Source organism: Vibrio sp. 2-Bac 85 (assembly GCF_037546705.1).
Lineage (GTDB): Bacteria > Pseudomonadota > Gammaproteobacteria > Enterobacterales > Psychromonadaceae > Psychromonas.
Genome location: NZ_JALAAB010000010.1, coordinates 31,785 through 49,525, shown reverse-complemented (window position 1 = coordinate 49,525; position 17,741 = coordinate 31,785). Strand labels below are relative to the sequence as shown.

Below are 17,741 nucleotides of genomic sequence, written 5' to 3'. Positions count from 1 at the left end.
CGCTGATATATTGTTAAGCAATTATTTTATTGCGCATACTTGAACGAGCGATGACAAAAGTCATTATTGCGATATAAAATTAATGATGTCATTGGATTCATATAACCATTGTGTTTCACCGCTAGTATGCTCGATGCGTAAACATGGTACTTGTTTTTTACCGCCACCTTGAATTAAATCATTACGATGTTGAGTTTGCTGTTGGATATTTCTGTGCTCTATATCCAACCCTAATTTTTGTATCGCTTTGCGTGTCATTGCACAATATGGACAAGCATCGTAATGATAAAGAGACAGAGATTTTACTGGTGTTTGTGATAATGTCATTTTGCTTCCTTAAAAGTGGAGCTGGTTGTTATAGCGTTTAATTTTTACTGACTGATTTTTGTTGCTTCATTTTGCTGATTGATATTTGTAAATTCAAGTGAATTATAAACAATGAATTAGTGTTCGTAGCGACCATTCGTCTAAATATCCCTCCCATTTGTCCATTTCGTTGATTGACAGATAAATGTTAACAAAGCCAATTTTCACTTTTAATTAACTATCAATTTGCTTCTCAGACTGTTTTTGACATTTTCTTAGCGTGTAAGGTGGTTAGTTTTTTTAATAACATATCACCAGCAATATAAATAACGATAGCCCCTACAGGTGGATTAATGGTTGTGAATAACCACCAGTTCGAATGCCAATACCAGGTGCCAAGCTGCGTACCGATAATTTCTAGATATAAGACCAATAGACTCATTATTAGATATAAAATAGCGTAGTTTTTGCGCTGCAGCAGATAAAAAAACAATAGCGCTAAACAGGCGCTTAGGGTGTCGGTGAGCACTATCGATACGGTCAAAAATAATAGAATGAAAAAGGGCACTAAGACCATTTTAATTTTGTGTTCATTTTTCTGGATTAACTTTACGTTGCTGATTAATAAACCAGTGATATAAATTACAGCATGGCCAAAGGGGACGTATAAGGGAATACCATCATTCCTATAATTATACATATCAAGCCATAGACAACAGATCAGCTCGCCAAGCCATGATAGAGGCACCATGATGATCATTAGTTTTTTTAGTGATGTATTGACTTTAATAAAAAGAAAAGCCCATAAACTCATAATTATGAATGATGTAAACAGCTTATTATCAAAGTTAGTACCTTGTATCAATGTAGAATCTAACATCAATGCAGGGATCCATATCAAGATAAGTAATGAGTAGGTAGCGTATTTATTTAGTAGCATTATTTAATACTTTTAATGAGGAAGCTTTTTAGGTTGAGCAATTAAACAGCATTTTGACAAAGACATTATCATTTGCAACATTTCTCTATCTTATACTGCTATGTAAATCCTACGTAAAGTTTATAACATTTCTAAGCTGGGTAACTATCTCACTGTTTCAATACTAAGCTAATGGTGTTAGTTGATGCTGTTTCGCAATGGCATTTGCAACCTGTATTAGTCGATTTTTTATTGCTTGTTCAATACCTTCATTTATTTTTACTAAGTCTGCAATGGCAATCAAGGCTTGCGTATTTAGGTTATTACCTTGGTGTTGATAAGCAATGCCAGTATCGATCACCCAATGTTCTGTTGTCAGCTGTTTTTCTTCTATTGTCTTTACTAGCATAAAATTAATGGACAAAATAATCCTTTCATCTTTATACCAATTTGCCTTTAAAGCTTGAAAGTTTATCCACATTTCTAATTTTTTTATCAAAGGGCTTAGTGCACTAGAAAATTTCTGGTCGGCGACTACTGTGATAGGAAGTGAATTATACATTATGTAGATCATCTATTATTAGGGGCAGGAGTTGGCCTATTAACCTGATCCTGCCCGACGTTATTAGAATATTGCTGAGGTACATTTTACTGTGCTGTTACTACGAACTCTGCTACGCAACTTTGCTAAGGTACTTTGCGACTAGCTAATGCAGTAGTAAGTGCCAACACCTTACTTAAAGCACGGAAAATCCTTCTTTTTCTAATAACTCAATCAAAGAGATAAGTGGAAGCCCAATTAAACTATTTGGATCTTTTCCATCAAATCGACTAAATAAGCTAATACCATACCCTTCACTTTTGAAACTTCCTGCACAATTATAAGGTTGCTCTTTGTTAAGGTAATTAGTGATCATTGCATCTGATAAATCACGAAAATAGACGTCGAAAGGTTCAACTAAAGAGTGTACTTGTCCCGTTTTGCTATTAACTACCGCTAATCCAGTATAAAAAGTAACGTGTTGGCCACTGGCTGCTTTTAATTGTTTAAATGCATTTTCAAAGTTGCCGGGTTTACCTAAGATTTTACCGTCGTTTAAACATACTTGATCTGAACCTATGATTAAGGCGTCTGGAAATTCGCTAGCAACTGCTTGAGCCTTTGCTATCGCCAATCTTTCTACTAATTGGATTGCCGTTTCTCCAGGTAATTCCTCTTCGTTTACGTGTGGGTTAGCTGTTGAAAAGTCTAGATGTAGCTTTGTTAATAGCGCTTTTCTAAACGGTGAAGTCGATGCTAACACTAGCTTCTGTGGCATAATAAACCTTACTTAAGTGGAAAAATGAGTTTATTTTAAGGACTGTGAAAGAATAAAGCGATAGCTGAATAAAAACTTAAGAAAAATAACGCTTTTTCTTTGACTATATTGAACTCTATCTATATTATTCGCGACCATGCAAAAGGTTAAACTACCGATTAGCGTTGATTCTGTTCGCGCTGCTAATAATAGACTGGAGCTAGTTGCTAGCCTCGATAAGTCTTTATTAAGCAGATTAGGAGAGTCAACAAACAGTATTCACTCTGATATCGATACTGCTTTTTCGTTTGATGTGGACCAGCAAAAGCTGAGAATATTCAAAGGTAAAGCAAGTGTCGCAGTAGAACTCACTTGTCAACGGTGCAATGAGCCTATGACTTATCAGTGTGAAGCTGAATTTACGTATTGTCCCGTTCTTAATAAAGAACAGGAAAATAATTTACCAGACGTTTATGAACCCATTTATTACGATGAAAATGGGGAGGTAAACCTTCATCAAATAGTTGAAGATGAGCTGTTATTAACACTTCCGCAAATTGCAAAACATGCAATAGCAGAATGTAAATATGGCAACTACGAAAGTAGCTTTGGCGAAATTGAGGAAGAGCAAGAACGTCCTAACCCATTTGATGCTCTAGCGAAGCTAAAGCTCAAGTAACTAGCAGGAATTTTTAAAATGGCAGTACAAAAAAGTCGTAAGACTCCTTCAAAACGCGGTATGCGTCGTTCACATGATGCACTAAGTGCACCTACTTTAACTGTTGATAGCACTTCTGGTGAAACTCACCGTCGTCATCACGTTACTGCTGACGGCTTCTACAAAGGCAAAAAAGTAATCGAAAAGTAAGTTATTACTTTGCGTAACTTTACCATTGCGCTTGATGCCATGGGGGGTGATTTTGGCCCCCATATTTCTTTATCTGCAAGTTCCAAATCCCTACAGTTACACCCAAATTTGTTCATTACTATCGTTGGTGATGCTCAACAAATAACTCCTCTATTAAAAAAATATCAGCTACTTAATCACAATAGAATAAAGTTTGTACACGCACCAGAAACCATATCAATGGAAGATGATCCTGTTTCTGTTTTACGTCATCGATCTCAATCTTCAATGCTCGTTGCGTTACAATTAGTGGACAAGGGGGAGGCAGATGCTTGTGTCAGCGCGGGTAATACTGGCGCATTAATGTTACTAGCTAAGCATACCTTAAAAACATTAGAGGGTATTTCAAGACCCGCTTTAGTCTCTGCACTACCAAATAATCGTGGTGGTCACAGTTACTTAATGGATTTAGGTGCAAATTTGCAATGTGGGTGTGATACTCTGTTTAATTTTGCATTGATGGGCAGCGTGCTTTGTGAACAAGTTGAGCAATTAAGTGCTCCATCGGTTTCATTACTAAATGTTGGACGCGAAAGCAATAAAGGTAATGATACGATTAAACAATGTGCAGAGAGGTTGTCTGCTACTGAGTTTATTAATTATATCGGTTATATCGAAGCCAATGAACTATTCGACGGACGTGCAGATGTCGTTGTGACGGATGGGTTCAGTGGCAATATCGCACTGAAAAGTTATGAAGGCATGGGACGTGTTTTTTTTGCACGATTACAGCAAGCGATAAATACAACTTGGTATAGCCGTTTATTGGGTAAGATATTGAATCCAATAATAAAAAACCAATTAAAAAATTTGCATCCAGATCTGTATAATGGGGCAAGTTTAATCGGATTACGTGGCATTGTTGTGAAAAGTCATGGAAGTGCAAATGAAAGTGCATTTTTCTATGCAATAGAACAAGCCATTAAAGAAATTCAATGGCAGATACCTGCTTGTATTAGCGCAAGGTTGGAATCTGTCCTAGCAGAGCGAGATTGTTTATCACATGAATAGCAAAATTATAGGTACGGGTAGTTATTTACCAACAGCAGTGCGCACCAACCAGGATTTAGAAAAAATGGTTGATACCAGTGATGAATGGATCACAGTACGTACTGGCATTAAAGAACGTCGCATTGCTAATGAGCAAGAAACAATCGCTTTCATGGGCAAAAAAGCCAGTGATCTAGCTTTGGAAGCAGCTGGTATGAGTGCGTCGGATTTAGATTTAATTATTGTGGCAACTACAAGTAACCACAATGCTTTCCCTTCTGCAGCTTGTGAAGTGCAAAATTTATTAGGTATCTATGATATTCCTGCCTTTGATGTGGCAGCTGCCTGTGCTGGGTTTACTTATGCTTTAAGCGTTGCAGATAATTTCATTAAAGCGGGTGGAGCTAAAAATGTACTCGTGATTGGTGCAGATACACTGGCGAGTACCTGTGATCCAGAAGATCGTAGTACTATTATTTTATTTGGTGATGGTGCTGGCGCAGCCGTGCTAACAGCAACAGAAGAACCAGGTATTTTATCGACTCATATCAATGCCGATGGACGTTTTGGTGATTTACTCAAATTACCAAATGTTGGCCGTGACAAAGATGCATTATTAAGTAACTCATATTTAACGATGTCAGGTAATGAAGTCTTTAAAGTAGCAGTTAAAAAACTAAGCCAAGTGGTTGTTGATACTTTAGCCGCTAACAATATTGCAAAAGATAAATTAGATTGGTTAGTACCGCATCAAGCGAACCTACGTATTATCGCAGCAACGGCAAAAAAATTAGAGATGTCTATGGATCAAGTTATTTTAGCACTTGATAAACAAGGCAATACTTCTGCAGCATCTGTACCACTTGCTTTGGATGAAGGGGTAAGAAGTGGCAAAATTAAACCGGGCCAATTAGTGTTATTAGAAGCATTTGGTGGTGGTTTTACTTGGGGTAGTGCATTGGTTGTTATGTAATTAGCCTCACTAGTTACTAAAACCATTGACTTTCAAGTTTCATTTTAAAAATTGTTAATACAAAATTTAGGAATAAAGATGACAAACTTTACATTCGCCTTTCCTGGTCAAGGTTCACAAAGTGTGGGCATGTTGGCTGATTTAGCTGCAACCTATCCTGTTGTTGCTGATACGTTTAAAGAAGCAAGTGCAACGTTAGGTTACGACCTGTGGGCATTAACCCAAGAAGGTCCTGCTGAATTATTAAATCAAACAGATAAAACACAACCAGCATTACTGGCTGCATCTGTAGCAATTTGGCGTGTATGGGCTGAAGTTGGCGGTGCGTTGCCAACAATAATTGCTGGGCATAGCTTAGGTGAATATTCTGCATTAGTGTGTGCAGGTGTTATTGACTTTAATGATGCGCTTAAATTAGTTGAGCTACGTGGTCAATTAATGCAACAGGCTGTCCCTGCTGGTGTTGGCGCAATGTATGCGATCATCGGTTTAGGTGATGCAGAAATAAAAGCTGCATGTGAGCAAGCTGCGCAAGGTGAAGTTGTTTCTCCTGTTAACTTTAATTCACCTGGACAAGTTGTTATCGCTGGTAATAAAGATGCAGTAGAGCGTGCCGGTATATTGTGTAAAGAAGCAGGTGCAAAACGCGCATTACCATTACCTGTCTCTGTGCCATCTCACTGTGCATTAATGAAACCTGCGGCCGATGAATTAGCCGTTGCACTACGTGCTATTACATTTAATACACCGAAAATTTCAGTGATTAATAATGTTGATGTTGCGATTGAAACAGAAGCTGACAAAATCAAAGATGCGTTAGTTCGTCAACTATATTGTCCAGTACGTTGGACTGATATCGTGGTGAAAATGGCTGCTCAAGGTATTAATTTACAAGTTGAAGCAGGCCCAGGCAAAGTATTAAGTGGTTTAGTTCGTCGTATTGAAAAAGGTGTCGCTGCACAAGCTATCAATGATTCAGCAAGTTTAGACGCTGCATTAGCTGCAGTTAAAGGAGAATAATAATGAGTATGCAAGATCAAGTTGTTTTAGTCACTGGCGCAAGTCGCGGTATCGGTCGTGCTATTGCCGAAAGCTTTGTTGCACTAGGTGCAACCGTATTAGGGACCGCTACTAGTGAAAGTGGCGCAGCTGCAATTAGTGAATATTTAGGTGATGCGGGTAAAGGTTTTGTCTTAAACGTCACAGAAAATGAGTCTATTGAAGCATTATTTGCTGACATTAAGAAAGAGTTTGGTACTGTTGATGTGTTAGTGAATAATGCAGGTATCACTCGTGACAACCTATTGATGCGTATGAAAGATGCAGAGTGGGATGACATTATTGGTACTAACTTAACGCCTATCTTTAAATTGAGTAAAGCGGCACTTCGTCCTATGATGAAAAAGCGTGCTGGTCGCATTATTAATATAGGTTCAGTAGTAGGTACGATGGGTAATGCTGGTCAAGCAAACTATGCAGCAGCGAAAGCGGGCGTAATTGGCTTTACTAAATCATTAGCTCGTGAAGTTGCAAGCCGTGGTATTACTGTTAATACAGTAGCACCTGGTTTCATTGAAACAGATATGACTAAAGCATTAAACGAAGAGCAACGTGCAAATACTTTAGCAAACGTACCTGCTGGTCGTTTAGGTGATCCAAAAGAGATTGCAGCAACTGTTGTATTTTTAGCCTCTGAAGGTGCAGCTTACATTAATGGTGAAACAATTCACGTTAATGGCGGCATGTACATGGTCTAATTTTTGACTTGTTGAGTTATCAAATTAACCTGAAAAAGATAGATATTCTATAATTTATTGATTAAAGTCGTAAAATACTGGTCTAACCAGTGATAGAATACTTGAATATTAAACGCGATAGAATAAACTACCGCAACTTAACGCAAAAGCGTAATTACAAAGGAAGATAAAAAATGAGCAATATCGAAGAACGCGTAAAAAACATCATCGTTGAACAATTAGGTGTTCAACTTGACGAAGTTAAAAACGAAGCTTCTTTCGTTGACGATCTTGGTGCTGATTCACTAGACACAGTTGAGCTTGTAATGGCTCTTGAAGAAGAATTCGATACAGAGATCCCAGATGACGAAGCAGAGAAAATCACGACTGTTCAATCTGCTATTGATTACGTTGTTAACAACGGTTAATTCTTCACTTTAAAGTGTAGTTAATTTCTAAAGGCGGTCTTCTGACCGCCTTTTGTTTTTTATAGTCTTGAATCCAATTATTTTCTTTAGCAATACCTAAGCATTTTATTTAAAGTTTTTAGTTATTGTTTTTAAAGCCTCATTTAGGAGAGTCTAGTGTCAAAGCGTCGAGTTGTAGTAACCGGTTTAGGTATGATATCGCCAGTAGGTAATACAGTAGAGCAATCGTGGCAGGCTATTCAAGCAGGTCAAAGTGGGATCTCAAATATTGATCACTTTGATACAGAGAAGTTTTCTACTAAATTCGCTGGTTTAATTCGAGACTTTAATGTTGAAGAATACATGCCAAAGAAAGAAGCACGTAAGATGGACCTGTTTATCCAATACGGTGTAGCAGCTGCCGATCAAGCAATCAAGGATTCAGGTTTAATCGTTAATGATGATAACGCTGAACGCATTGGTGTTGCTATCGGTTCTGGCATTGGTGGCCTTGGCATCATTGAACAAAATAAAGATAACTTTGCAAAAAGTGGTCCTCGTAAAATTAGTCCATTTTTTGTTCCTGCGACAATTATTAATATGATTTCAGGTCATGTTTCTATTAATAATGGTCTGAAAGGTCCGAACATTGCAGTTACAACGGCCTGCACAACGGGTACGCATAGTATCGGTTTAGGTGCGCGCATGATCCAATACGGTGATGCTGATGTAATGATTGTAGGCGGCGCTGAAAAAGCATCGACTGAAATGGGGATGGGTGGTTTTGGTGCTGCACGTGCATTATCGACACGTAATGACTCGCCAGAAACTGCAAGTCGACCGTGGGATGAGTCTCGTGACGGTTTTGTATTAGGTGATGGCGCTGGTGTATTAGTGATTGAAGAATACGAACACGCAAAAGCACGCGGTGCAAAAATTTATGCCGAGTTTGTTGGCTTTGGTATGAGTGGTGATGCTTACCACATGACGTCACCACCAGAAAGTGGTGCGGGTGCTGCATTAGCAATGAAAAATGCGATTAAAGATGCGGGCATTACTGCTGCAGATATTCAATATATTAATGCACATGGTACTTCAACACCTGCAGGTGATATTGCTGAAACACAAGCTGTTAAAGGTATATGGGGAGAAGATGCAAAATCAGTAATGATGAGCTCTACTAAATCCATGACTGGCCATTTATTAGGCGCTGCTGGTGCAATCGAAGCTATTTTCAGTGTGCTTGCAATTAAAGATCAAGTGGCTCCACCTACTATTAATCTTAAAAATCCAAGCGAAGGTTGTGATTTAGATTACGTAACTGATGGTAAAGCGCGTCCTTCGAATATAGAGTATGCACTATCGAATTCGTTTGGATTTGGTGGAACAAATGGTACGTTAATCTTTAAACGTATCTAGTTTTACGTATTGCCTATAAAATGAAAACCCGATATTGACTCGGGTTTTTTTATGTCTAAATTTTACCAAGCTTTTTATGTACAAATTTTGCATTGCTAAAGCCGCTTATTTCAAGTGACTTCTTTTGAGCACAAGTGCTTTATAATTAGCCTTGTTTAACTCTGTATTAGCAATTAACTTCAAATAGGTGGCAGTAAGCTAATGTTTATTAACGGTGAAGAACATAACTCAATCGATGCAAGTGATCGTGGTTTAGGTTATGGGGATGGTTTGTTTTCCACCATAAAGGTCGAATATGGCAAGGTGGTTGATTGGCAACTGCATTTGCAACGTTTACAGCTAGGTGCTTCGCGTTTATTTTTTCCTACTATCGATTGGTTACAACTTCAAAGCGAAGTTTTTAACTGTGCAACGACGGTTAAAGCAGAAGCAAATTATGTGTTAAAAGTCATCTTAACTCGCGGTAGTGGTGGCCGGGGGTATAGTGCCGAAGGTTGTGAGCAACCGATGCGCATCATTAGCTTATCACCATTCCCAGTACATTATTTTGAATGGCAAACACAGGGAATTGACATTGTGCAATGCCAAAGTCAATTAGGGCGAAATAAACAATTAGCTGGGTTAAAATCATTAGCCAGGTTAGAACAAGTCTTGATTAAACAAGAACTAATCTCTTTAAATGCAGTGGAAGGTTTAGTGTGTGATGAATTTGGGCATGTTATTGAAGCCTGCAGTGCGAATCTTTTTATTCACCTAAATGGGCAGTGGTTGACGCCTAAATTAGATTATTGTGGTGTGGCTGGAGTGATGCGTCAGCGTATTATGCAACATACTGATATTGAAGTTATTGAAGCTGAATTGACCGTCGAACAAGTTAAACAAGCGTCTTGTATGCTATTAACTAATGCGTTAATGGGGATTGTGCCAGTGAAGCAATATCAAGATATAACATATTCTCAACAACAGTTGCAGCAGGTAACTGATTTACAAATTAAGCTTAAGCAAGGAAGTGGTTACTAATGGTCAAAAAAATTATCTTAGCTTTAATATTTATCAGTATTTGTCTGAGCATTGCTTTTTTATGGGCGCAGCAACAGATAGATAAATATTTACATGTACCAAGAGTACAACAAACACAGTTATTTACCTTATCCGAAGGGCGTTATTTTGCACATCTTGCGCCGCAGCTAATTGAACAAGATTTATTAGATTCTGATCGATGGTGGAAAGTAGTTTCTAAATTGAAGCCTGAGTTAACTAAAATAAAATCAGGCACCTATGAGTTACCTAAAGGTGCATCATTATCAGAGATCTTAACCATTTTAACTACCGGACGTGAGTTTCAATTTAAATTAACATTTGTTGAAGGCAGTACCTATAAAGACTGGTTAGTGATATTGCAAAATGCACAACATATTCAACCATTACAAGAATCTGAGCAAGCCTTGTTAACTAAATTAGATAGTAAAGCAACAAAGCTAGAGGGGTTATTATTCCCAGAAACCTATCATTACACCGCTGATATGAGCGCTTTTAGCATTGTTAAAAAAGCCTATTTGCATCAACAAATGGTATTAGATAAATTATGGCCAGAAAGAGACAAAAATTTGCCCTATAAAACACCCTATGAAGCGCTGATCATGGCCTCTATTATTGAAAAAGAGAGTGGGCTTGCAAACGATAGGGATAAAATAGCATCAGTGTTTGTTAACCGTTTACGCATTGGTATGCGTTTACAAACCGATCCGACGGTTATCTATGGCATGGGAGAACGCTACGACGGGCGTATCCGTAAGAAAGATTTGCAGGAAAAAACAGCTTACAATACCTATACCATTAACGGTTTGCCACCGACGCCAATTGCAATGCCGAGTGAAGAAGCAATGTATGCAGCTTTACATCCTGCGAAAACGCGTTACTTATATTTTGTCAGCAAAGGCGACGGGACCTCTTATTTTTCTAAAAATTTGAGAGAGCATAATAATGCCGTTAATAAATATATCCGAGGAAAGTAGCATGTCTGTATTAGAAAAATTAGCGGGTAAATTTATTGTTATTGAAGGCTTAGAAGGAGCAGGTAAAACGACGGCTATTCAATACATTAAAAAGTGGTTATTATCAAAGGGGCTTGCTGAACAACAACTCGCTTTTACGCGAGAACCTGGTGGAACTGTATTAGCTGAAAAAATGCGTGATATAGTCAAAATGGATGTAGCAGACGAACAATTAGCTGATAAAGCGGAATTACTGATCATGTACGCGGCACGAGTACAACTGGTTGAGCATAAAATAAAACCCGCTTTAACGGCTGGTCATGTGGTGATTGGTGATCGCCATAATTGGTCTTCACTTGCCTATCAAGGTGGTGGACGTGGTATCAATACAAACCTGATCAATGATATTAAGCAGGTTGCGTTAGGTGATTTTAAAGCGGACTTCACCCTATTTTTAGATATTGAACCTGAATTGGGACTCGCAAGAGCCCGTGGCCGAGGTGAATTAGATCGTATTGAGCGTTTAGCCATTGATTTCTTTAATCGTTCTCGTGCTGTTTTTCAGCAATTGGTTAACGAAGAAAAAAATGCGGTATGTATCGATGCAAGTCAAACATTTGCGCAGGTTGAAATTGATATTAATCGACAGCTTGACGCATGGTTAGCGAGTTTATAATAATGCCGGAAAGTAATATTTTTGAAAATGTGAATACGCCTTGGTTAACCCCTTTCTATGCGCATTTACAGGATGCCTATCGTCAAGGGCGTTTTGCGCACGGTCTGTTATTTACTGGCAGTAGTGGTATTGGTAAATATAAATTAGCGCGACAATTAGCCCAGTATTTATTGTGCAGTAATAAACAACATGATGACGCCTGCTTTGAATGTCACTCCTGCCAGCTCTTTAGTGCTAATAATCATCTTGATTTTAATCTATTGGAAGCTGAAAAAAATAAATCAATCGGTATTGATCAAATTCGCTTATTAACAGATAAATTGAATGAGCGTCCACAACTTGGTAATAATAAAGTGGTGTTAATTAAAGGTGCCGACCAATTAACCGAAGCGGCTGCTAATGCATTGTTGAAAACTCTTGAAGAGCCGCAAGGTGATAGTTATTTAATTTTATTAACACGAACACATCATCAATTGATGCCGACCTTATTAAGCCGTCTGCAACAAACACATTTACACAGTCCCGATGATCAAACCTTAATTGATTGGTTGTATCAATTTGGTTTTCAAGTTAGTGATGTTGGCGTATTACGCTGGTTTCAAAATAGTCCATTAGCCTTGCTCAACCATTTGAAAGCGTTGCAAGAAGATGCATCTCTTGATACTCGTCGGCAATGTATTGAAGGGTTATTTTCTCTTTTATATGAGCCTATTAATTTATTTTCCTTTGCACAATTATTAGCGAAGGATGTTGAGCAAAATCTATTATTATTATTTCATTTGTTACACGATCTGCATAAATTAAAATTGAACGGTAATCAGCTTGACCCTGATGCTATTTATTACTTTGCTTTACCGCAATTGCAAATTTGGCAAACTCAATTGTCGTTAAAAAGTTTACGTTTATTAAGCGACGAAATATTAAAAACACGCAGCCTATTAACGGGGCATTCGGCGCTTAAAAAAGAATTATTGATTAATGCGTTATTAATAAAAATTAAAAATGAATTTAAGGAAATTACTGTATGTTAGTAGACTCTCATTGTCATCTTGATCGATTAAAATATGGAGAAAAACATACCGATATTGCTGAGGTTATTGAAAAAGCACAGTCAAAAGGCATTACTCATTTATTGAGTGTTTGCGTTACGTTACAGGATTACCCCGCAATGGCTGCAATGATTGCACCTTTTAAACAAGTTTCAAGCACCTGTGGTGTGCATCCGTTATACGAAGAAGCAGTGATGGATGAAGCCTTATTGCTAGAATATGCAAGTGCAGAGAATGTGGTTGCAGTAGGGGAAACTGGTTTAGATTTTTTCTATTCTCCGGAAACAAAAGAATGGCAAATCGATGCATTTCGTAAACAAATTAGAGTGGCTAAACAACTCAATAAACCTTTAATTATTCATACTCGTGGTGCCCGACAAGAAACCTTAGACATTCTTCGCGAAGAAGGCGCTGAGCAAGTAGGTGGCGTTTTACATTGTTTTACTGAATCAATCGAAATGGCAGAGGCCGCGATGGAAATGGGTTTTTATATTTCTGTCTCGGGCATTGTCACCTTTAAGAATGCAAAAGAATTGCAGGCAGTAATCAAAGCGGTACCCTTGGAACGTTTATTGGTAGAAACGGATTCTCCTTATTTAGCGCCAGTTCCACATCGAGGGGAAGAAAATGAACCAGCTTACACCTACGACGTTGCACAATTTGTTGCTGAATTAAAAGGGGTGACATTTGAAGAGCTTGCTAAAGTCACTACTGAAAACTACTTCACGCTATTTAAAGGTGCGAAAAGATAACCTATTTGTAGTTAAACCTAATTCAATTGGTCATGCTCAGTTTGGTAACGCTTGGTTTGAGAATACTTAGCTTAGGAATACTTAACTTATCAATATTTAGATTAGCAACGCTTAGTTGAACGAAGAAATTAGTTTTTATATATAAGGATCACCCATGCAATCAGTATTATTAAATGGAAAACCAATTACTCCTTCGAAAGTGGTTTGTATTGGCCGTAATTATGTTGAGCATATTGCGGAATTGAATAATGAAGTGCCTACTGAGCCGGTTATTTTTGTTAAACCTAACTCTGCTATCGCTGCTGATATAAAAACACATGCCGTTGACGCAATTCATTATGAGGCTGAAATTTCATTTATTGTTGAGAATAATCAGTTTATAGGCGTTGGTATTGGGTTAGATCTCACCAAGCGAGAAGTACAAAGCGTGCTTAAAAGCAAATCTTTACCCTGGGAAAGATCTAAAGCTTTTGACGCGTCAGCCGTGTTTTCAGAGTTTGTCAGTTTTGAGCATCAAGTCGACTCACTGAGCCTGGTCTTGTCGATTAATGATCAGGTGATACAACAAGCGAATTACGAATTAATGATTTATAAGCCGTTACAGATTGTACAAGCAGTTAATGAATTTATGTCTTTTGAAACAAACGATATTTTGATGACGGGAACACCAAAAGGTGTCGGAAAAGTGAATCAAGGTGATAAATTTACCGGACAAATATTTGATCAAGGTAAATTATTATTAACACAAACTTGGACTGTGTTGTAACGCTTAGTTCATCCTGCTTTTATGTTGCGCTGGTTTTGAGTGAAATAAATACTCATTTCCAGTGTTTTATCCTCTGCAAATCCTCCTCAGCACTAGCCATATCTATTTGATCTGCGTAAAATTACATCCATATTTTTTATCACTTGTATTAAAGTAGAGTAAATTAAATGCAGCATCTAGATGAAATCGTTGCTAATGCGCAACAACAGATCGAAAGCGCCGCAGATACTAATGAATTAGAAGAGATTCGTTTACAGTATCTGGGTAAAAAAGGCCTAATGACTGAGCAAATGAAAGGCTTAGGCAAATTACCTCCTGCTGAAAAGCCAGCGGCAGGTCAATTAATTAATAAAGCAAAACAAGCGATTCAAGCAGTATTAGTTGAACGTAAAAAAGGGATGGAAGAAGCGATTTTAAATGAAAAATTAGCTTCTGAAACCATTGATGTGACTTTACCTGGCCGTGGTGCTAAACAAGGTAATGTGCATCCTGTTACGCGCACAACTGAACGTATTGTTGAGTTCTTTAGCGAATTAGGTTTTGAAGTGAAAGACGGTCCTGAAATTGAAGACGGTTACCACAATTTCGATGCCCTAAATATTCCGCCGCATCATCCTGCACGTGCTGACCACGATACTTTTTACTTTAATCCAGACTTAGTATTGCGTACACAAACATCGGGTGTACAAATCCGTACCATGGAGAACCAAGAGCCACCGGTACGTATTATTTCACCGGGACGTGTTTACCGTAATGATTACGACCAAACACATACGCCAATGTTCCATCAGGTTGAAGGGTTGATGATTGCTGAAAATGTCAGCTTCACGCAACTTAAAGGTATTTTACACGACTTCCTACATAACTTCTTCGAGCAAGATTTAGAAGTGCGTTTCCGTCCATCTTACTTCCCATTTACAGAACCTTCTGCTGAAGTAGATGTGAAAGGTAAAAATGGTTGGTTAGAAGTATTAGGCTGCGGCATGGTGCACCCAACAGTATTAAAATCAATGGGTGTTGACCCTGAGAAATATTCTGGTTTTGCCTTTGGTATGGGTATTGAGCGTTTAACAATGCTGCGTTACGACGTAAATGATTTACGTTCATTCTTTGAAAACGATCTTCGTTTCCTCAAGCAATTCAAATAAGGGTTAATAATAATGAAATTTAGTGAAGCTTGGTTACGCGAGTGGGTTAACCCAGAAATTACACGTGATGAATTAACGCATCAAATTACTATGGCCGGTCTTGAGGTTGATGACGTAGAGCCCGTTGCAGGTGAATTTAGTAAAGTAGTCGTGGGTGAAGTGGTTGAATGTGGCCAACACCCTGATGCAGACAAATTACAAGTTACCAAGATTAATATCGGCTCAGATGAGTTAATTGATATTGTTTGTGGAGCTAAAAACTGTCGCTTAGGATTAAAAGTAGCGGTTGCTGTTGTAGGTGCCGTTTTACCGGGTGACTTTAAAATTAAAAAAGCAAAACTACGCGGTCAACCTTCATTTGGCATGTTGTGTAGCGAGTCTGAATTAGGCATGGCAGAAAGCGCTGAGGGCATTATTGAATTGCCATTAGACGCGCCTATCGGTCAGTGTGTTCGTGAATATCTACAACTTGATGATGTGATTATTGACGTTGATTTAACCGCTAACCGTGCTGATTGTTTAGGTATTGCAGGTCTTGCCCGTGAAGTTGCAGTATTAAACAGTACACATGCAACTCAACCAACGTGGGAAAATGTAGCTGTTTCTATCGATGACCAAGTCGCTATTAACCTGCAAGCACCTGAAGCATGTCCTCGTTACCTTGGTCGAGTGATCAAAGGTATTAACCAAAATGCCACAACTCCTTTATGGATGGTTGAAAAACTACGCCGTTGTGGTGTGCGAAGTGTTGATGCTGTAGTTGATATTACACAATATGTGTTACTTGAGTTTGGCCATCCAATGCATGCCTTTGACCTATCTAAATTAGATGGAGGCATTGAAGTTCGCCTTGCTAATCAAGATGAAAAGTTAACTTTATTAGATGGTAAAGAAGTTAAGTTAAATGCAGATACATTAGTGATTGCAGATCAATCTAAAGCACTAGCAATGGCCGGTATTTTTGGCGGTCAAGATTCTGGCGTTCAGGAAGGTTCAACAGATATCTTCTTAGAAAGTGCTTTCTTTGCACCATTAGCGATTGCGGGTCGTGCGCGTAGCTACGGTTTACATACAGACGCTTCTCATCGTTATGAACGTGGTGTTGATCCATTACTTCAGGCAACTGCAATGGAGCGAGCAACACAATTATTAGTTGATATTTGTGGTGGTCAAGTTGGTCCAATTACCGAAGCAGTAAACGAAGCGACTCTACCAAAACAAGCTACTATCGAGTTACGCCGTAGTAAGTTAGATCGTTTAATTGGTATTTCAATTGATTCTGAACGTGTTCTACAAATCTTAACGCAATTAGGTTGTGTAGTATCTGAAACGGCTGAAGGTTGGTCTGCACTTGCACCGAGCTACCGTTTTGATATGGAAATTGAAGAAGATTTAATTGAAGAAGTAGCACGTGTATACGGCTACAATAATATTCCTAATATTGCACCACAAGCAGCATTAACTATGCCTGCTCATAATGAATCACGTTTAAAATTATCTAAAATACGTGATGTATTAGTGAACCGTGAATACCAAGAAGCGATCACTTACAGTTTTGTTGACCCTGATAAGCAACTTAAATTACATCCTGAAGCGGATGCATTGATTTTGCCACATCCTATCTCTAAAGATATGTCAGCAATGCGCGTTAGTTTATGGACCGGTTTGTTAGATAGCGTGTCTAAAAACCAAAAGCGTCAACAAAATCGTGTGCGTTTATTTGAAACTGGTTTACGTTTTATCAAGGATGAGCAAGCTGAAAATGGTATTCGCCAACAAGCAATGCTTTCAGGTGTGATCATTGGTAACGTTAATGACGAGCACTGGGCGATTGAAACGCGTGTTGCTGATTTCTTTGATCTTAAAGCAGATTTAGAAGCCGTACTGGATTTAGCTGTTGATGATGCAAGTTTTGAATTTAAAGCAGAGAAACACAGTGCTTTACATCCTGGTCAATCTGCAACTATTTACCGTAATGGTATTAAAGTCGGATACATAGGTACTTTGCACCCAAGTTTGAAAAAAACCTTTGCTTTAAACGGCCAAGCCATTGTATTTGAAATAGAAATTGATGCTATTTTAACCCGTCAATTACCTCAAGCTGGAGACATTTCTAAGTTCCCTGCAAACAACCGAGATCTCGCTTTTGTGGTCGATGATCAAGTAAATGCAGGTAAGGTCCTCAAATTTATAGAAAAAATTGGCGGATCTCAGCTAGTTAGCATAAACTTGTTTGACGTATACAAAGGATTGGGTGTTGAAGACGGTAAGAAAAGCTTAGCAATAGGCTTAATATTACAAGACGCGACACGTACTTTGGAAGAACAGGAGATTGCTGATAGTGTTAATTCAATAGTTGAAGCGGTTTCTACGGAATTTCATGCATCGTTGAGAGATTAAT

20 protein-coding genes are annotated in these 17,741 nt (G+C 38.3%); 16 read left to right on the top strand and 4 right to left on the bottom strand.

Annotated features, from left to right (window positions below; translation table 11 throughout):
* Positions 1–63 precede the first annotated feature (63 nt).
* The 4 genes from MT390_RS11790 to MT390_RS11775 form a co-directional block, all read right to left on the bottom strand.
* Positions 64–327, bottom strand: coding sequence for a glutaredoxin family protein (locus MT390_RS11790; RefSeq protein ID WP_499441316.1), 264 nt, complete (start codon positions 325–327; stop codon positions 64–66).
* Between the two features lie 232 nt (positions 328–559).
* On the bottom strand, positions 560–1,246 hold the full coding sequence (locus MT390_RS11785; protein ID WP_499441314.1) for a hypothetical protein: 687 nt from the start codon (positions 1,244–1,246) through the stop codon (positions 560–562).
* Between the two features lie 163 nt (positions 1,247–1,409).
* Positions 1,410–1,649 carry a hypothetical protein gene (locus tag MT390_RS11780; RefSeq protein WP_499441312.1) on the bottom strand — a complete coding sequence of 80 codons (240 nt, stop codon included), beginning with the start codon at positions 1,647–1,649 and terminating at the stop codon, positions 1,410–1,412.
* Between the two features lie 313 nt (positions 1,650–1,962).
* On the bottom strand, positions 1,963–2,544 hold the full coding sequence (locus tag MT390_RS11775; protein ID WP_499441310.1) for a Maf family protein: 582 nt from the start codon (positions 2,542–2,544) through the stop codon (positions 1,963–1,965).
* 136 nt (positions 2,545–2,680) lie between these two features.
* Here MT390_RS11775 and yceD point away from each other — a divergent pair, with 136 nt between their 5' ends.
* The 16 genes from yceD (at position 2,681) to pheT (ending at position 17,740) form a co-directional block, all read left to right on the top strand.
* Entirely contained in the window at positions 2,681–3,202 is a 522-nt protein-coding gene (gene yceD, locus MT390_RS11770) for a 23S rRNA accumulation protein YceD (RefSeq protein ID WP_028870002.1), read from the top strand.
* An 18-nt stretch (positions 3,203–3,220) separates the two neighbouring features.
* Entirely contained in the window at positions 3,221–3,391 is a 171-nt protein-coding gene (rpmF, locus tag MT390_RS11765; RefSeq protein ID WP_025562454.1) for a 50S ribosomal protein L32, read from the top strand.
* A 9-nt stretch (positions 3,392–3,400) separates the two neighbouring features.
* Entirely contained in the window at positions 3,401–4,441 is a 1,041-nt protein-coding gene (gene plsX / locus MT390_RS11760; RefSeq protein ID WP_499441307.1) for a phosphate acyltransferase PlsX, read from the top strand.
* The gene (locus MT390_RS11755; RefSeq protein WP_166372797.1) at positions 4,434–5,393 is read left to right on the top strand and encodes a beta-ketoacyl-ACP synthase III; all 960 of its coding nucleotides are present in this window, start codon (positions 4,434–4,436) and stop codon (positions 5,391–5,393) included. The genes plsX and MT390_RS11755 overlap by 8 nt, the downstream gene beginning before the upstream one ends.
* A gap of 78 nt (positions 5,394–5,471) precedes the next feature.
* Positions 5,472–6,413 carry an ACP S-malonyltransferase gene (fabD, locus tag MT390_RS11750; protein WP_166372798.1) on the top strand — a complete coding sequence of 314 codons (942 nt, stop codon included), beginning with the start codon at positions 5,472–5,474 and terminating at the stop codon, positions 6,411–6,413.
* 2 nt (positions 6,414–6,415) lie between these two features.
* Complete coding sequence (fabG, locus tag MT390_RS11745) at positions 6,416–7,150, top strand: 3-oxoacyl-ACP reductase FabG (protein ID WP_166372799.1); 735 nt, start codon at positions 6,416–6,418, stop codon at positions 7,148–7,150.
* A gap of 173 nt (positions 7,151–7,323) precedes the next feature.
* A complete protein-coding gene (acpP, locus tag MT390_RS11740) occupies positions 7,324–7,557 on the top strand; it encodes an acyl carrier protein (protein WP_025562459.1) in 234 nt (77 codons plus the stop codon).
* Positions 7,558–7,713: 156 nt separating this feature from the next.
* Positions 7,714–8,955 carry a beta-ketoacyl-ACP synthase II gene (fabF, locus tag MT390_RS11735; RefSeq protein ID WP_499441304.1) on the top strand — a complete coding sequence of 414 codons (1,242 nt, stop codon included), beginning with the start codon at positions 7,714–7,716 and terminating at the stop codon, positions 8,953–8,955.
* Between the two features lie 201 nt (positions 8,956–9,156).
* Positions 9,157–9,975 (top strand): aminodeoxychorismate lyase, encoded by an 819-nt coding sequence (gene pabC / locus MT390_RS11730; protein WP_499441302.1) that lies wholly within the window; start codon positions 9,157–9,159, stop codon positions 9,973–9,975.
* The gene (gene mltG, locus MT390_RS11725; RefSeq protein WP_499441300.1) at positions 9,975–10,970 is read left to right on the top strand and encodes an endolytic transglycosylase MltG; all 996 of its coding nucleotides are present in this window, start codon (positions 9,975–9,977) and stop codon (positions 10,968–10,970) included. The genes pabC and mltG overlap by 1 nt, the downstream gene beginning before the upstream one ends.
* A gap of 1 nt (position 10,971) precedes the next feature.
* Complete coding sequence (tmk, locus tag MT390_RS11720; protein ID WP_499441299.1) at positions 10,972–11,625, top strand: dTMP kinase; 654 nt, start codon at positions 10,972–10,974, stop codon at positions 11,623–11,625.
* A gap of 2 nt (positions 11,626–11,627) precedes the next feature.
* The gene (holB, locus tag MT390_RS11715; RefSeq protein ID WP_166372804.1) at positions 11,628–12,656 is read left to right on the top strand and encodes a DNA polymerase III subunit delta'; all 1,029 of its coding nucleotides are present in this window, start codon (positions 11,628–11,630) and stop codon (positions 12,654–12,656) included.
* The gene (locus MT390_RS11710) at positions 12,650–13,426 is read left to right on the top strand and encodes a TatD family hydrolase (RefSeq protein ID WP_499441298.1); all 777 of its coding nucleotides are present in this window, start codon (positions 12,650–12,652) and stop codon (positions 13,424–13,426) included. Before holB ends, MT390_RS11710 begins: the two co-directional genes overlap by 7 nt.
* Positions 13,427–13,580: 154 nt before the next feature.
* The gene (locus tag MT390_RS11705; protein ID WP_166372806.1) at positions 13,581–14,192 is read left to right on the top strand and encodes a fumarylacetoacetate hydrolase family protein; all 612 of its coding nucleotides are present in this window, start codon (positions 13,581–13,583) and stop codon (positions 14,190–14,192) included.
* A gap of 167 nt (positions 14,193–14,359) precedes the next feature.
* The gene (pheS, locus tag MT390_RS11700) at positions 14,360–15,340 is read left to right on the top strand and encodes a phenylalanine--tRNA ligase subunit alpha (RefSeq protein WP_166372807.1); all 981 of its coding nucleotides are present in this window, start codon (positions 14,360–14,362) and stop codon (positions 15,338–15,340) included.
* Positions 15,341–15,352: 12 nt separating this feature from the next.
* Positions 15,353–17,740, top strand: coding sequence for a phenylalanine--tRNA ligase subunit beta (gene pheT / locus MT390_RS11695; RefSeq protein WP_499441296.1), 2,388 nt, complete (start codon positions 15,353–15,355; stop codon positions 17,738–17,740).
* Position 17,741: the final 1 nt, after the last annotated feature.

Coding starts and splice junctions, on each gene's coding strand:
- holB (WP_166372804.1), top strand. CDS start 11,628: ATGCCGGAAAGTAATATTTTTGAAAATGTGAATACGCCTTGGTTAACC.
- tmk (WP_499441299.1), top strand. CDS start 10,972: ATGTCTGTATTAGAAAAATTAGCGGGTAAATTTATTGTTATTGAAGGC.
- fabG (WP_166372799.1), top strand. CDS start 6,416: ATGAGTATGCAAGATCAAGTTGTTTTAGTCACTGGCGCAAGTCGCGGT.
- MT390_RS11775 (WP_499441310.1), bottom strand. CDS start 2,544: ATGCCACAGAAGCTAGTGTTAGCATCGACTTCACCGTTTAGAAAAGCG.
- MT390_RS11755 (WP_166372797.1), top strand. CDS start 4,434: ATGAATAGCAAAATTATAGGTACGGGTAGTTATTTACCAACAGCAGTG.
- MT390_RS11705 (WP_166372806.1), top strand. CDS start 13,581: ATGCAATCAGTATTATTAAATGGAAAACCAATTACTCCTTCGAAAGTG.
- pheS (WP_166372807.1), top strand. CDS start 14,360: ATGCAGCATCTAGATGAAATCGTTGCTAATGCGCAACAACAGATCGAA.
- MT390_RS11790 (WP_499441316.1), bottom strand. CDS start 327: ATGACATTATCACAAACACCAGTAAAATCTCTGTCTCTTTATCATTAC.
- MT390_RS11710 (WP_499441298.1), top strand. CDS start 12,650: ATGTTAGTAGACTCTCATTGTCATCTTGATCGATTAAAATATGGAGAA.
- rpmF (WP_025562454.1), top strand. CDS start 3,221: ATGGCAGTACAAAAAAGTCGTAAGACTCCTTCAAAACGCGGTATGCGT.
- pheT (WP_499441296.1), top strand. CDS start 15,353: ATGAAATTTAGTGAAGCTTGGTTACGCGAGTGGGTTAACCCAGAAATT.
- fabD (WP_166372798.1), top strand. CDS start 5,472: ATGACAAACTTTACATTCGCCTTTCCTGGTCAAGGTTCACAAAGTGTG.
- yceD (WP_028870002.1), top strand. CDS start 2,681: ATGCAAAAGGTTAAACTACCGATTAGCGTTGATTCTGTTCGCGCTGCT.
- MT390_RS11785 (WP_499441314.1), bottom strand. CDS start 1,246: ATGCTACTAAATAAATACGCTACCTACTCATTACTTATCTTGATATGG.
- pabC (WP_499441302.1), top strand. CDS start 9,157: ATGTTTATTAACGGTGAAGAACATAACTCAATCGATGCAAGTGATCGT.
- acpP (WP_025562459.1), top strand. CDS start 7,324: ATGAGCAATATCGAAGAACGCGTAAAAAACATCATCGTTGAACAATTA.
- mltG (WP_499441300.1), top strand. CDS start 9,975: ATGGTCAAAAAAATTATCTTAGCTTTAATATTTATCAGTATTTGTCTG.